11 protein-coding genes are annotated in these 15609 nt (G+C 60.4%); 4 read left to right on the forward strand and 7 right to left on the reverse strand.

From position 1 onward, the window contains the following. Both HMPREF2760_RS08950 and HMPREF2760_RS08955 read right to left on the reverse strand, forming a co-directional pair. The coding region (locus tag HMPREF2760_RS08950; protein WP_083304503.1) for a G5 domain-containing protein at window positions 1-4969 on the reverse strand (4969 nt) is incomplete at its 3' end. A 347-nt stretch (window positions 4970-5316) separates the two neighbouring features. Then, window positions 5317-6093, reverse strand: a complete 777-nt coding sequence (locus HMPREF2760_RS08955; RefSeq protein ID WP_070597109.1) for a hypothetical protein — start codon at window positions 6091-6093, stop codon at window positions 5317-5319. A 162-nt stretch (window positions 6094-6255) separates the two neighbouring features. Here HMPREF2760_RS08955 and HMPREF2760_RS08960 point away from each other — a divergent pair, with 162 nt between their 5' ends. Beyond that, window positions 6256-7395 (forward strand): Mrp/NBP35 family ATP-binding protein, encoded by a 1140-nt coding sequence (locus HMPREF2760_RS08960; protein WP_185963183.1) that lies wholly within the window; start codon window positions 6256-6258, stop codon window positions 7393-7395. A 7-nt stretch (window positions 7396-7402) separates the two neighbouring features. Here the strand turns inward: HMPREF2760_RS08960 and HMPREF2760_RS08965 are convergent, their stop codons facing one another. The 3 genes from HMPREF2760_RS08965 to sigE form a co-directional block, all read right to left on the reverse strand. Then, on the reverse strand, window positions 7403-7975 hold the full coding sequence (locus HMPREF2760_RS08965) for a twin-arginine translocase TatA/TatE family subunit (protein WP_070597111.1): 573 nt from the start codon (window positions 7973-7975) through the stop codon (window positions 7403-7405). A gap of 70 nt (window positions 7976-8045) precedes the next feature. After that, window positions 8046-8513, reverse strand: coding sequence for an anti-sigma factor family protein (locus HMPREF2760_RS08970; RefSeq protein WP_070562905.1), 468 nt, complete (start codon window positions 8511-8513; stop codon window positions 8046-8048). Between the two features lie 84 nt (window positions 8514-8597). Further along, on the reverse strand, window positions 8598-9263 hold the full coding sequence (gene sigE, locus HMPREF2760_RS08975) for an RNA polymerase sigma factor SigE (RefSeq protein ID WP_070563082.1): 666 nt from the start codon (window positions 9261-9263) through the stop codon (window positions 8598-8600). 164 nt (window positions 9264-9427) lie between these two features. Between sigE and HMPREF2760_RS08980 the strand changes: the two genes are divergently transcribed. Further along, entirely contained in the window at window positions 9428-10075 is a 648-nt protein-coding gene (locus tag HMPREF2760_RS08980) for an O-methyltransferase (protein WP_070597112.1), read from the forward strand. Window positions 10076-10160: 85 nt separating this feature from the next. Here the strand turns inward: HMPREF2760_RS08980 and glgC are convergent, their stop codons facing one another. After that, window positions 10161-11378: a glucose-1-phosphate adenylyltransferase gene (gene glgC, locus HMPREF2760_RS08985; protein WP_070562089.1), complete on the reverse strand. Its 1218-nt coding sequence runs from the start codon at window positions 11376-11378 to the stop codon at window positions 10161-10163. A 154-nt stretch (window positions 11379-11532) separates the two neighbouring features. Here glgC and glgA point away from each other — a divergent pair, with 154 nt between their 5' ends. Both glgA and HMPREF2760_RS08995 read left to right on the forward strand, forming a co-directional pair. Beyond that, window positions 11533-12687 (forward strand): glycogen synthase, encoded by a 1155-nt coding sequence (glgA, locus tag HMPREF2760_RS08990; protein ID WP_070597113.1) that lies wholly within the window; start codon window positions 11533-11535, stop codon window positions 12685-12687. Window positions 12688-12698: 11 nt separating this feature from the next. After that, on the forward strand, window positions 12699-14156 hold the full coding sequence (locus HMPREF2760_RS08995; RefSeq protein WP_070562092.1) for a GH32 C-terminal domain-containing protein: 1458 nt from the start codon (window positions 12699-12701) through the stop codon (window positions 14154-14156). Window positions 14157-14669: 513 nt separating this feature from the next. Here HMPREF2760_RS08995 and HMPREF2760_RS09000 read toward each other — a convergent pair. Then, window positions 14670-15554, reverse strand: a complete 885-nt coding sequence (locus tag HMPREF2760_RS09000; protein ID WP_070597114.1) for a methyltransferase domain-containing protein — start codon at window positions 15552-15554, stop codon at window positions 14670-14672. Window positions 15555-15609: the final 55 nt, after the last annotated feature.

Consider the following 15609-nt stretch of genomic DNA (forward strand, 5'->3'; position numbering starts at 1 on the left):
GGTCCTCGGTGGGATCAACTGTCGGATCCTCGGTCGGGTTTTCCGTTGGATCCTCGGTCGGGTTTTCCGTTGGGTCCTCGGTCGGGTCCTCGGTGGGATCAACTGTCGGGTCCTCGGTCGGGTCCTCGGTTGGCTCTACCGTCGGATCGTCGGTGGGAGCAACTGTCGGGTCGTCCGTCGGCACTTCGCACTTGCACTTGGAACCCACACGAATCTTGCGCGGGGTCGGCTCCTTAATGACTTCCTCAGACGTCTCCGGATCGCCTTCCGGCACGCCGTCCTTGAGCTTCCAGGTCTTGGTTACTTCCTTCTCACCAAATCCGCCTGCCTGGTCCTCAACAACCTTGCCAACTTCCAGGTTCGGGTCATACTCAATGATGGTGTCGAACGGAGTGCTCTCCTTGTGCTTATCCGTCAGCACAGTCTCGTGGTGGGTCGCAGGACCAACCTCGATGATGTGTGTGGTCGGATCACTGATCTTCTCAGTGGACTCATCCTTCGTCGCCTCACCGTTCTCAGCGTTAACGGTGACGGTGTGCTTAATCTCACCCTGCTTGCCTTGCTGGACAACCTTGGTCTCGCCAGGCTTCAGCGCAGGGTTAACGCGGACCTCAACCTCGAACGGAGTGTGCTCATTCCATTCAATGACCGTGGATGCAGGTTTACCCTTGGTGCCTATCCTGACGATCTTCTTGACTGGTTCGCTAACACGCTTAGTGGTGGTCTCCGTACCAGTAACCTTCGAATTCTCGATGGTCTTCGTCGTGGTGACCTTGTCCTTGCCCAGCTTGCCCTCTTGGACGGTCTCCTGGGTACCGGCTTCCATCGTGTCATCGAAGATGAACTCGGTCTCGAACGGCACATCGACCTCATACTCGGAGGTCTCAGAGCCCTCGGTCTTGGTGCCAACACGGATCACCGCGTTGCTCGGCTCCTTGGTGCGCTCAGTAGTCACAATCGGCTCACCATCCGGCTTACCGTCCTTGATCTTCTGAGTGGAGGTGACGGTCTCGCTACCGAGCTCGCCTTGCTTGTCGACGACCTGCTCGCCCTCCTTCAGCGTGTTGTCAAAGACAATCTCGGTCTCGAACGGAACCGGCTTTTCAACCTTGGTCACCACAGAGGTGTCCTTGGGCGCTGGGCCGTACTCGATGATCTCATTGACAGGAGCCTTGGTCTGCTTCTCCTCCGGGGTCACCGTTGCCTGGTCGCCCTTCGCGGTGAAGTCCGCGGTGTAGGTCTTCTCACCCGGAACACCCTTCTGGACAACCTTGATCTCACCCGGCTTCAACTCCGGGTTCGGACGGGTCTCAACATCGAACGGAACCTGAGCGGTCCACGTAACCTTCTCAGAGGCCTCAGACGGCTTGGTGCCAACGGTGATGACTTCGTCGACAGGCTGCTTGTTGATCTCTTCGGTGATCTTGGGATCGCCCGGCTTGGAGTTGACGATGTCACGCTTGATCGTCACCGTCTTCTCACCCGGCTCACCCTTGGTGGTCACTTTTGACTCGCCAGCAGGCATGTTCGGGTCATACTTCACTACAACCTTGTACGGGGCCTCAGCCTTGTAGGTCTCGGTGTTCTCACCGGTGGTCTTGGTACCGACGCGGATGATCTGCTCGGTCGGCTCCTTGGTGCGCTCCGTGGTGACGGTTGGGTCGCCGGAGGGCTTGCCGTCGACAAGCTTCTGCGTGGAGGTCTCAACCTCGGTGCCGAGCTCGCCCTTCTGATCGACGACCTGCTTGCCCTCTTCCAGGGTGTCATCGAAGACGACCTTGGTCTCAAACGGAATCGGCTTCTCGGTCTTGGTCACCAGCTCGCTCGGGGCCAGACCCGGGCCATACTCAATGATGCGCTTGACCGGTTCCTTGGTGGTCTTTTCCTCAGCTACCTCGGCCTTGTCGCCCTTAGCGGTGAACTTAGCGGTGTAGGTCTTCTCGCCGTCCGCGCCTTCCTGGACAACACGGGTTTCACCAGGCTTCAGGTCCGGGTTCTCGCGAACCTCAGTCGGGAAAGGAATCGGGACCGTCCAGGTCACGTCCTTGGCGCTCTCGGCAGGCTTGGTGCCGACGACAACGACCTCATTAACCGGCGCCTTGGTGCGCTCCCAGCTACCGTCCTTGTTCTGCTTCTCCGAGCCCGCCTTGCCTTCGGTTTCAACCGTGTAGGTACCGGCCGGGACGGTGTCGTCGTATTTGTAGACGACGTCAAACGGAACTTCGCGCGTCGGAACGTCAACAACGTTCACAACACCGTAAGCGGTGTCCGTGGAGCCATCCTCGTAAGTCACAGTAACCGGGATCTTGACCTGGTCACCCGGCTTGGCATCCTTAGGTGCGGTTGCGGTGATCTGGCCATTGTCATCAATGCTGACGGTCCAACCTGCCGGAACCTTACCCAACTTGTAGGGGTTTTCCTTCGCAACGTTGACGTTGTCCGGCTTCTCAATCGTCACCGGCAGTTTCGCAGTGTCACCCGGGTAGACCGTTTCCTCGGGGTAGGTTGGATCGGCCTCCCATTTGTTGGTCAGCTTCACCACGGTGGTCACGGGCACCTTCAGGGTGGATCCGTCTGGGGTTTCAACCGTGACGCTGATGGTCTTCTGCTCACCCGGCTTGGAATCCGCCGGCGGAGTGGAGGTCACCACGCCAGTTTTCGGGTCGATCGTGTACTTCCAACCGTCAACATCCTGTTCGGTGATCGGCGATCCATCGTCGTTCTTACCAAAGGAGAACTTCGATCCCTTCGGGGCGTCCTCAACATGGTGCTCCACAGACTGGTTCGGGCCTGTGACCTGTACGTCGTAGGTAGGGGCGATGTCGCTCTTGAGCACGACAACGGTGCCCTTGACCTGCTGCGGTTTAGCGGTGTTGTCGTAGTAGGCAAGAACCGGAACGTCCAGGATGTATCCTTCGGGCGCTGTCCGTGGGATGGTGGTGGTGATTTCACCAGTGTTCTCATCGATCTTGACGGTCCACGTACCGCTGTCATCCGTGACGGTGTACTCGGTCTTGCCGCCTTCAAACGTGTAGCGCTTCGGGGCTTCATCGTTCGTGTTACCGCTCAGGCCGCGCTCCGGGAGCTTCGGCTTGAGGCTCACCTTTGCGGTCGGCTTGTTGGTCACCGTGTCATAGTCGGGGATCTTGATGTCCACGATGGCTTGGAACTGCGTCTCAATCTCATCGGTGGTCTGATCCGGGTAGGTGGCCTTGATCTTTGGGGTGATGATGCTGCCCGGCGGGACGGTTTCGTCCGCCTTCGCGGTAACCCTACCGGTCTCATCGGCGGTAACGGTCCAGCCATCCGGAACGGTATCCGGGTCAACCTCAAACTTCGCGGGGTGAACCGGGCCATGGCCCTTCATGATGGACTTGGTGCCAACCTGAGCCGTAATGCTCTGGCCCACCTTGCCCTTCGAAATACCTGGGCGCACTAGGTCGGTGACCTGGGTGTGGTTCGGTTCAACGACTACGAGCAACTCAAGCTCATCGGTGGAGCCGTTCGAGTACTCCACAATAACCTTCGGACGAGCGAAGGTGCCTGGCTTTGGCTCCTCTGGAGCGGTGACGGTGACGTTGTAGTCCTCGTCCGTCTCAACAGTCCAGCCCTCGTAGACGTACTTCTCATCCAGCTTGACCTTGGCTTCGAAGCCCTTTTCGCCCTTCTTCTTCGCTAGGTCCCTGATCAGGTCCGGGGTCTGGGTGAAGGTAACCTTCTGTGGCTCGGTAGCCAGCGGACCAGTAGCGCTATCGACGCCGGAGATGATCGAGGCGTCGGTCTTGTCGTACCTCGGGGAGTGGTACTCGGTGTCGTCCAAGGAGAACGCCTTCGAGTCGATCACGTTCGCCTTGTTGTAACGGTCCAGCGAATTGGAGCTGTCGAACGCTTGTCCATTACCGGAGTTATTGTTCTCGACAGCAGCTTGAAGCTGGTCCACAGATCGCGGCTTCGCCAGCACGGAGAAGTTCACGTTCTTGTCGGTCGCTAGATCGGTGCCTCGGTATTCCAGCCACGTGAAGTAAATGTCACCGTTGTCGTCGATGCGCAGGTTCTGCTCGCCACCGGAGGCTGCGGGGTCCGTGGTTCCAATAAACTTACCGTTGCCGTCGTAGGCCTCCACAAGCATGCGCGACATTGAATCGTCCGTGCCGCCGTTCGCAACAGCCGGAACGTTGATGTGGCCGACCTTGGTCTCTTCCCCTGGGACAATGACGTGCTTTTCAAAGCTCTCCCACGAGACCGTAATCGGGTTACATTCGATGTTCTCGCTCGGCCAGGGGTTTACAACTGCCGAAAATTCAGCATTTCCGCCCTCGGTGGCTTTCAGCCCGTTAACGTTCTCCTTGGTGTACGTACCCTGCCAGGCGTATCGCACCGGGTTATCGGCACCGGCCCCTGCGAACTGTGTGACCTCGTCCTCGGTCAGGTCCGCGAAGATATTCAGGTTCCTCTGAGCACGGGATGCCGTAATTTCGATTTTCTCATCGGCCTTCGCGGTCACCGGGAGCGGCGGATTGACAGGAAAATCCTTACCGGCATCTATGGAGGCAACCGAGCCTGCGTTCAGGACGCCTCCCATCAATCCAGAATTAGAAAAACTCCAGTCCGCGAACGTGCGGTCCTGTGAATTGTCGAAGGCGAGACTCAGCCCCCACGTGGTCTTGGAGGGGCTTGTCGCGCTCGGTTCCAGATTCTGCCAGGTAAAACCCGCCTGGCTGCCACTCGGTGCACCGCCTTCGACCACACACGAACCGGCCGGTAGATCCGAGGCCTTCTGCTTGTCCTTCTCCACCGCGCCGGACTTGTCGCGGATGCCGCCGGTCAGCGTTGCGGCTGCGGCCTCGGGGGACACAGTATTAAAAGAAGTGATGCTTAGCCCACTGAGCGCGAGAGTAATAGCGGAGAGAGCGGCCACTCCCCTGCGAGAGGCGCGACGGTGGGGCGAACTACTGCTTTGTGCATTCATTTCAATAGACCTTTCCAATGCAAAACTCTGCCTCGCCCCCGCGGGAAAGCGTTGGTCTTAGGGCTTGCCAAGCGCTCTCCCCTCAAATACCCGAGAGAACAGACAGGAAATAGACAGGTTATCGCTAAAAATAATACCTACCAAAGAGGAGAAAAGCAAGGAAAAATACCTACTCACCAGCCATTTATTGACGACAGTTCACAGCATTTTAAAAGCTGAAAATTCGCTGGATCGTCCGCCCTATGAGACGGGACTAGGTTTCTGCATGTAGGGCACGGGGAGACGTCGCCAAGCACAGCGTGCCCACCGTCATGCGAAGCACACGATCAAGCGGTAGGCGCAACCTTTTAGGATTCCTCGTGAACCAAATCCGAGCCACCGGAGGAATTGGAGTCGCCCTCCTCATTGAGGTTCTGCGAGAGGTTGGTCTCCATCCAAGCGCGCACGGCGCCCTCGAAATCCTCAGACTCCTCCACCTCCTCAACGACTTCATCGAGGTCCTGCGTCGTCAGGAATTTGGTAAAGGAGGCGATCTCTAGCTTCTCATCGCGGTTAAAAAGCCCGTCCTGGTAGACCACGACATAGTTTTGCGGCAGTTCCGGCTTGGAATTGGGGCAGCCCTCAGCGCCGGCGGGCTCCACCACGGACATCTCCGGAGGCATCGACGCCATGAGCGCAACGTGGGTGCGCTCCAGGAAATCCACGTCCTTCGTCCCCTCATCCTTGGCGGCCACATAGTCCTTTGAAATCTCGCGGGCCTCCACCGGGTTGTAGACGTTTAAAAATTCGCCCGTACAGCCAACGAAGAAGTTTCCGTTCGTGCTTACCCCACTGACGTGTTCACCGCCGCGCCGGACCATCATTGGCTCCTGGGAAACGGTGGCCGCGCGCCCCTCATCGCGGAGGGTCTGGCGGTAGATTTCCGCCAAAACACGCTGCTCATGGGATGTCGGGTCAATCATGATGGTGATTGGCGCCGATGCAACAGGCTTGGGGTCTGGCTTGGGCTCATATCCCGAGCAGGCGCTGAGCGACGCCCCCACAACCCCCACCAAAGCCACCCCAGCAACGCGGGAGAAGGTTCGGGAACGTGAGGTTTCGCGGGGCATCAAGATAGGGCGCATTCTTTCTCTTAAACCAGACATGGAGCAGGACATAAACCACAACATGTCACTACTGTGCAGCTGCAGCGCTTCAGGCGCAGCATCTGGCTGAATTTTACACATCCCATTGCCCTGACGCGGTGTGGCTCTCCTCAGCAACGGGTGACTAGACTGGTGCGGGTTATGACTAGCGCTATTACTGAATCTTCCGTTCGCGACGCGCTCACCCGCGTCGATGACCCAGAAATCGGTCGCCCCATCACTGAGCTTGGCATGGTGAAGTCCGTGACCGTCACCGGCTCGGACGTGGATATCGAGCTTTATCTCACCATCGCGGGCTGCCCGATGAAGAGCACCATCGAGTCCAATACCCGCGCGGCGGTTTCCGAACTAGACGGGGTCGGCGAGATCACCATCTCCATGACACCGATGAGCGATGAGCAGCGTAAAGAGCTCAAGCAGAAACTGCGCGGCGGACAGGCCGAGCCGGAGATCCCCTTTGCCAAGCCCGAGTCCACCACCCGCGTCTTCGCGGTGGCCTCCGGCAAGGGCGGCGTGGGTAAGTCCTCCGTCACGGTGAACTTGGCGGCTGCCTTGGTAAACAAGGGCCTCAAGGTCGGCATCGTCGACGCCGATATCTACGGCCACTCCGTCCCCAGCCTGCTGGGTTCCACGGCGGGCCCCACAGTGCTTGATGACGAAATGCTGCTTCCCCCCGTCTCCCACGGCATCAAGCACATTTCCATTGGCCAATTCGTGGAGGGCAACGCGCCCGTCGTCTGGCGCGGGCCGATGCTCCACCGCGCCCTCCAGCAGTTCCTCGCGGACGTCTTCTGGGGTGATCTTGACGTGCTCCTGCTGGACCTACCGCCGGGTACTGGTGACGTGGCCCTGTCGGTGGCCCAGCTCATCCCCAACGCCGAGCTGCTCATCGTCACCACCCCGCAGGCAGCTGCGGCCGAGGTGGCCGAGCGCGCAGGTTCCATCTCACAGCAAACGCGCCAGCGCGTGGCCGGCGTGATTGAGAACATGGGTGCCATGGTCATGCCGGACGGCTCCACCATGGATATCTTCGGTTCCGGTGGCGGCAGCGTGGTGGCCGAGCGCCTCAGCGTACTGCTGGGCCACGAGGTTCCCCTGCTGGCCAGCATCCCGCTCGACCCGAGCCTGCGCGCCGCCGGCGACGCCGGAACCCCCATCGTCATCTCCGCGCCCGACTCCCCCGCCACGCAGGCCATCAACAAGGTGGCGGATTCCATTGCGGTGCGCTCCGATTCCCTCGTGGGCAAGAAGCTTGGTTTGGGCGTGACCCGCAAGAACTAATCGGGTCTTAGGTGACATCTTCCCAGGAGGAGCTACCCTCGCCGGTGGGTGTAGTCCCGCCGCGCGGGGGCTGCGTCGTTTTCTTGTTAGTCGCTCGCTCTTCCACGGACTGCTGCGCACCCAGGTCTGGGTAGACCTGCGAATAATCAAACGTCGGCCGCGCGGGGTTCTCCTGTGGCGCAGGCTGCGCTGGCCGCTGCGGCGCGGGTTGGTTGTTTACTTCTGCGTCGTGCTCGTACGGGCTGGTGCTCTTCTTGATGTCCTCAGCCATCTTTTTCGGGTTGAAATCGTCCCAGGCGGAATCGTCGCCGTCGAAAAGCGCCTTGGTGATAACCCCGCGCGGCCCCATGCGCGTCCACTCCGCCGCCTGGCTCAGAGGTACGCGAAGGTCATCGAACTCCGCGCCGAGACCGCTCATCTCACCGTTGAGCTCCGCCTTAGCGTTGGCAATTGCTTTGCGCGCCGCATAAATCGCCGCACGCACGTCCATGATCACACCGGGCAGGCGCTCGGGGCCGATAATCACCAGACCCAGCAGCACGATGACGAGGATCTCTACCCAACCAATTGAGGAAAACACGAAACTATCTTAACTACTTCGCTAATGGTGACAGGGCGACGGGCGCGCGGAAGGCTTCGGGGCTTATAAGTCAGCCCCGCTGGTTATGCCGGATGGCGCGCACAACCATCTCCACCTTGTCAAGGAAGTCTTGGCGAGGCCGATGGGCGGGCATCTCCGCGTCCGGCCCAGGCCCAGCGCCCTGATTAGCAATACCCGCAAGTTTAGCCATGAGGGAATCCGGCGCCTTGACGTGGGAATCCACGCTGCATTCCCGAATCCATTCGGCGGCATTGCGCTGGTGGTGAATGTCCGCTCGGCACTCCGCGCAGTGCACGAGATGAACGCGCACGCGGTGGGCATACTTGGCCGGCATTTCACCATCGACAAAGGCGACGACCGCCTCGGGCCCCAAGTGGCCGATCGTATCCGCGCGCTGCGCGCGTGACTTGGCTTTATCGCGGACTTTGGCTTGGGCCTCAGTAAAGAATCCGGACGAGCCTAGGTAGTGGCCATGTTCCTGATCCCCCGAGGACTTCTTATGCCCTGATTCCTTCACCTCAACGTCACCTCAACTCAGCGCGTGCTTTAGGCCTTCACTTAGCTGCGAGTTTCGCAGTCCTAAGGCTAAACGCTGCCCAGTCTAGCGCGTGCGCAGCAGGCTGCGGGTGTCCGCGTTGGTCTGCGCTTCCTTTTCCAATGCGGCGCGCAACTGGGAGCGGCCGCGGTGGATTCGAGAGCGCACGGTACCCATCTTCACACCGAGAGTTTCGGCGATTTCGTCGTAGCTCATGCCAACGACATCACAGAGCACCACCGCAACACGAAAATCAGGCGCAAGGTTATCCAGTGCCGATTGCAACGCCGGGTCGAGGTTAGCCACCGAGTAGGCCTGCTCCGGGGTCATGTCAGTGCCGGGGACACGCTCATAATCCTCCGGCAAGGCCTCCATGCGAATCTTGGAGCGGTGGCGGACCATGTCCAAGAAGAGATTCGTGGTAATGCGGTGCAGCCATCCCTCAAAGGTTCCGGCCTGGTATTTATTCAAGGAGCGGAAGACGCGCATGAAGGTCTCCTGCGTAAGATCCTCGGCGTCATGCTGGTTACCGGAGAGGCGGTAGGCCAAACGGTAGACACCATCAGCATGTTCGGCAACGAGTTCCCCCCAAGAGGGCATGTCGCCCTGGCCGGCGTCGAACGCTGCGGTTCCGGTCAGCTCTTGGGCTTCTGCGTTCTCGGAAGAGCTGACGGTGGAAGAAGAATCACGAGTGCTTTGAGCGGTCTCAACACTGCGCTGCTGTGTGGTCATGAGGATCATCATTCTATAGTGCGGGCCGAAACTCCAGCCAGCGCACTGTGAGCAGCCTGTGAATCCGTCACTCCTCTTACATGCGCTTCTTGTGCCACACGGAGAGGACAATCGCGGGCGATTCTCGGCGCGCAGCTGCAGCGAGTTCACTATGGTTTTCTATTGTGACTACTACGGCTTATGACGCAATGCGAACCTATATCGAATCCACCAGCGAGAGCTCTGAGGTGCTCGCCGCCGCCCGCGCCCACGCGGAGGAGTACGGACTTCCTTCGCCGGATGAGGCCACCGGCCAGCTGCTCAGCACGCTCGCCGCGGTTTCTTCCGGTACCTCCTCCCGCCCCCAAGCGGTGGCGATTACCCCGGCCGCATCAGTCGTGGGGCTGTATTTGCTGGCGGGGATGCCGGACAACGGAATCCTGACCTGCATTGACCCAGAGGCCGAGCACCAGGCCAGCGCTAAGCAGGCCTTCCGCGATGCCGGCTACTCCCCTAGCCGCGGGCGCTTCCTTCCTTCCCGCCCCCTCGACATCATGGGCCGCTTGGCTAATGACACATACCAGGTGATTTACGCCGAGGTCCCCGCCCTCGACATGCCTGCGCTTCTCAAGGCCGCCTGGCCTCTGCTCCATCAGCACGGCACGTTGGTGTTGGCCAATGCGCTTCTCGACGGCACCGTGGCCGACCCCTCCCGCACCGACCGCGACACCGCCGCCGCCCGCGAGGCCGACGAATACGCCCGCTCCCTCGACGGTGCGGCCGTCACACGCCTGCCCTACGGTGCGGGCTTGACGCTCATCACCAAGATGTAGTCTCCACCAAGCACTACAAAAGCGGGCGTGGGGTGGACTTCAATCCACCCGCACGCCCGCTTAGTGTCCTTCGCTGTCTTGCGGCTTAGACCCTGACGTTCTTGCCCACGACAACCACGCCGCCTTCGGAGACCTTGAAGCGCTCCTCATCGCGTTCGCGGTCCACACCGATGATGGCGCCGTCACTAACAACCACGTTCTTATCCAGGATGGCGTGGCGGACCACCGCGCCACGACCGATGCGCACGCCGGGAAGGATGACGGAGCCTTCCACCGTCGCCCCATCCGCCACGTGCACGTCCGAAGCTAAGACGGAGTTGCGCACCGTACCACCGGAAATGATGCAACCCGGAGCCACCATCGAGGACTGCGCAATACCGTTCTGCACAAACTTCGCCGGCGGGAAGTTGGAGTCATCCGTGGAATGAATAGGCCACGAACGGTTGTACAGGTTGAAGATTGGGTGCACCGAAATCATGTCCATGTGCGCCTCATAGAAGGAGTCGATGGTACCGACGTCACGCCAGTAGCCATGGTCACGCTCCGTGGAACCGGGTACTTCGTTAGCCATGAAGTCATAGACGTGCGCCTGATCGCGCTTCACGAAGTAAGGGATAATGTTGCCGCCCATGTCGTGGGCGGAATCCTCATCCTTTTCGTCTTCCAGCAACGCGTCGATAAGCGCCTGCGTGGTGAAGACGTAGTTGCCCATAGAGGCATAGGTCATGTTCGGGTCATCCGGGGTCGCCGGAGGATTGGCAGGCTTCTCGACGAACTCCGTGATCGTGCCCATCCCATCCGCCTGAATGCAGCCAAAGGCGGAAGCCTCCGAGCGCGGGACGCGGATACCCGCCACCGAGCAATCCAGACCGGTGGCGATGTGCTCTTCCACCATCTGGGCCGGGTCCATGCGGTAGACGTGGTCGGCGCCGAAGACGATGACATAGTCCGGCTTTTCGTCATAAATCAGGTTCAGCGACTGCAGGATGGCATCGGCCGAACCGTTGTACCAGCGCTTACCACGACGCTGCTGAGCCGGCACGGAAGCGATGTACTGCGGGGTGGGTCCAGACAGGTTCCACGCTTGGGAAATGTGGCGGTCCAGAGAATGGGACTTGTACTGGGTCAGCACCGCAATCTTGAGGAAACCGGCGTTGACAAGATTGGACAGCACGAAATCGATCAGGCGATAGGAACCGCCGAACGGAACGGCGGGCTTAGCGCGGTCTTCCGTCAGAGGAAAAAGGCGCTTTCCCTCACCGCCGGCAAGGACAATGGCAAGGACATTTGGAAGGCTTCTCACATCACCCAATCTATAGACGTTTTCTGGATCGCGCAGTCGAAGAGTGCTTGTTTTTACCCCCTTTTGATTGCCTCTCGCCTCCCCCGCAGGCCTACGCGCCACATGGCCTCTCAAGGTTTAGCGCGAGCTGTGGATAATCCGTATTCTGGCGATTATGAGAGCCGGAATTTTTTCTAAGGAGTATCCGCCGGAGATTTATGGCGGAGCGGGCGTCCACGTTGCAGAGCTCACGCGCTTCATGCGCGAGATCATCGATGTTTCAGTTCACTGCATGGGTTCTGAGCGCGACGAGAAGGATGTGTTTGTGCATGGCGTTGATCCCTCGTTGAAGGAGGCTAACGCCGCGCTGCAGACACTCTCCACAGGGCTGCGCATGGCCAACGCCGCCTCCGATATTGATGTGGCTCACTCCCACACCTGGTACACGGGACTGGGTGGGCACCTTGCCGGCCGCCTGTACGGCATCCCCCACGTGGTCACCGCACACTCGCTCGAACCCCACCGCCCGTGGAAGCGCGAACAGCTTGGTGGTGGCTATGAGATCTCCTCGTGGTCGGAAAAGAACGCCATGGAGTACGCTGACGCCGTCATCGCGGTGTCGGCCGGAATGAAAGACTCAATCTTGGATGCATACCCCCGCATCGACGCCGACAAGGTCCACGTGGTCCTCAACGGCATCGATACTCAGGTATGGCAACCGGGTGAGTCGGCGGTGCTGGATAAGTTGGGCGTCGACAAGCAGCGTCCCATCGTCGCCTTCGTGGGGCGGATCACCCGGCAGAAGGGCGTCAAGCACCTGCTGAAGGCTGCCCAGAACTTTGACCAAGACATTCAGCTTGTGCTGTGTGCCGGCGCACCCGATACGCCGGAGATTGCAGCGGAGACCGAGGCCCTCGTGGAGGAGCTGCGCGCCCAGCGTGACGGCGTGTTCTGGGTCAAGGACATGCTCTCGCGCGAGGAGATTAAGCAGGTCTACTCCGGCGCCGATGTGTTCGTCTGCCCCTCAATTTATGAGCCTTTGGGAATCGTCAACCTTGAGGCAATGGCTTGTGGCACCGCCGTGGTGGCGTCCAATGTGGGCGGCATCCCCGAGGTCGTTGTGGACGGCGAAACTGGTGTTTTGGTCAACTATGACGCAGATGACGACGCCACCTTTGAAGCCGATCTTGCCGCCGCCGTGAACCGCGTTGCTGCCGATAAAGAGCTGGCACAACGCTTCGGTGCTGCGGGCCGCCAGCGCGCCATCGAGGACTTCTCGTGGGCTACCATCGCGCAGCAGACCGTGGACATTTACCGCTCGTTAATGTAGGAAGGACTGCCGTGACGCATAAAGAAACGCACCATCGCCCAGAACTTCACTTCGTTCCCGATAGCGGGATCCTCGACGCCCCCGCAGGAATCGTCCGGGACGGTCATACCTGGCATCTGTTCCACCAGTACCGCCCTGACGCTGGCCAGCCTGCGCGCTGGGGCCATTCCACCTCCGAGGAAACAGCCTTCGCGTGGCTGGACTGCGACGACGTCCTCGCCCCCGTCGGTGGCGAGCTGTCACTACGCGCAGGCTCAGTGGCGGAGGGCAAGGACGCCCTCAACCTTTATTTCACCTCGGTGACCTCGGTGGGCACCAGCGTGCGCTTGGCGCGGTATACCGACTACGCCGATGAATGCATCGTGTCTGATGACCCTTCTGCGCTCGATCCGGATGTCGTCCGCTTTGGGGAGGCCGTGGGCGCCCACACCAACTATGACCGCTTCCGCTCGCCTTCCGTGGTCCCGGATTGGGCCAAGGAAGACCGCGAAGAGGGACACGATGGCTGGCTGATGCTGGCGCTGACCGGTCATTCCGATGCCCCTATGCCGGTAATTCTGGACAGCCCCAATGGCGAATCTTGGACTCTTCTTGGGCCCTTGAGCTTCGACGGCGACCCTGGCTTCGAAGACGGCGAAGTCCCGGCTACCTCCCCCATCCCGCCGGTGGTGTCACCGCGCTTGGTGCGCCTTCGTGACGAGGTAGATAGGGAAATCTACGATGTCCTCTTCGTCACCTTAGAGCGCGAGGGCCGCGACGTTTCTGGCTACATCGTGGGCCGCCTCGACGGCACCGTGTTCACCGTGGCACGAGGTTTCCAGCGCGTGGACTATGGCCATGACTTCTCCCGGCCACGCAACACCAACACCACGACCGGAACGATTCCGCAGGAGCGCCGCTACGACCGCGCAGTCATCCTCGGCCTGCTCAATGGCAATGGCCGCGGTGATGACGCTACCAAGCACCCCACGTGGGAGGCTGAGGACTGGGCTAATAGCTTGTCACTGCCACGTGCAGTCACGCTGCAGGGCGGTGTGCTCTACCAGACTCCGGCGGAGGGGCTGCCAGATGCCGTGAAGCTCTCGGACTACGCACGGTCTTGGACAGGCGTATTGGAGGTACCGGCGGGCTCGAGCGTGACCGTCACGCTGAAGGATGGCTCCGGTGACGCCGCTGCGGTCATCCGCCACACGGGCGAGGAAATCAGCTTGGACCGCTCCATGTCGAAGGCCTTCGACAACTACTTCAAGGACTCCGCCCCAGCAGTGGCCAAGCTGGCCGAGGGCGATTCGGATACCCTCACCGTCATTCAGGACGGTGCCAGCGTTGAGGTGTTCGTAGACGGCGGATTGGTCGCCATGAGCTCCCGCGTCTACTTCGAGGGTGGTTGCTCTGCTATCGAGGTCAGCACCGAGGGCGAGGCTACTATTGAGCAGTCCTGGAACAGGAAGGGCACCAAGCTCTCTTAAGAGCATCGAACGACGATTATAGAAGGAGGCCCAGGGCGACTGGGCCTCCTTTTGTGTGCGGGCCCACTGTGAAGTACCAGACCCGTAGCGCCCCTGTGCCCGCGGTCATCTTTTCTCGCGCATGACTCATCAGTTCCACTCGCTCCCCTTCCTCCCTTCGCGCTCACCGGGAGCGGTCTTGGCGGCTGATCGAGGCTCTTGGTGAGCGCGAAGGGAGGAGTCGAGGGGAGGATTCGACGAGAGGGGTCAGCGAAATAGCCAGCGCGTCAACGCAAGCTCCAGATCACAGTGAGCAAAAAGACCCGGGGTGGTTGCTTCACAGGCCGCCCCGCCCTTCGCGCTCACCGAAGAGCTAAAACCTTCCGACGGACCCACTGCCGGTGAGCGCGAAGGGTCGTTCCGAAGAGAGAAGGGTCGTTCCGGAGAGAAAAGGGACGCTCGGAAGAGAGAAGGACCGTTCCCCGGGGCTGAAAAGCAAGGGCTGGCAATGAGAAGCCGAGCGCAAGCGATGAGTTAGGCCGAGCGCAAACGATCCAGACGGGCGTGGGCCGTCACAGTCAACGTCTGCGGCAAGGAGGCCATGCGCTCTGCCAGCTCTTCCGGACTAATGTGGCGCGCCGAGGGGCTCATCCCTACCTGCGCGGCGATGGACGCCTTGTCCAAGACGATGGGGAAAGAAATATCGACCGGATCCGCTGCCTGCTTAAGGAACCCTTCCGCCTGCGTGTAGAGGCGATCCACCTTGCCTTCTTCCACGCCAAGAATTCCCAGCGGCTCTCGCAGCTCATCCAGGTGACCGGACTGCGGGGTCAAGACGATGACCTCCCCGCCGGGTGCGAGAACGCGCTGGAACTCCGCCGGATTGCGCGGCGCGAAGACCACCGAGATGGCATGGATTGAATCATCCTTCAAGGGCAGGCGCTCCCACACATCCGCAACCACGGCGCCGACGCGCTCGTGCGACTTGGCCAGATGCTTTGCCGCATGCGTAGAGATATCGAGGCCCACGCCGCGAGCGCCCTCGATCGAATCGAGCGTGTGCGCCAGGTAGTAACCCGTGCCGGCGCCTACCTCCAGGAGCGAGGGGGCGATGTCCTCATTGAGGCCTGCTTGCTGAGCCGCGTCCTGACTCTCCAAAGAATCTTGCACCGCTCCAGTGACTGCCTCCACGAAGGGCGCGAAATGCCCCATAGCCAGGTAGGTTTCACGGGCGGTGACCATCGCGGCATCGTCACCTTGATGCTTCAGACCCGCACCAGCTGCCAACGTGACGTAGCCCTGCTTGGCCACGTCATAGGAATGGCCGGTCTCCGACACGAGGCGGGAAAAATCATCCGCGCCCTCAAGGGCGCTGCCATCGGCGGGATCGGCCAGAATATCGACGATATGTGAAAGCATGCTCCCTAGACTAGCTAGAAACTGTTATGTCCATAGGGTTTTTGGACACGGAGTC

Source organism: Corynebacterium sp. HMSC065D07 (assembly GCF_001810695.1).
Taxonomy (GTDB): Bacteria; Actinomycetota; Actinomycetes; order Mycobacteriales; family Mycobacteriaceae; genus Corynebacterium; species Corynebacterium hesseae.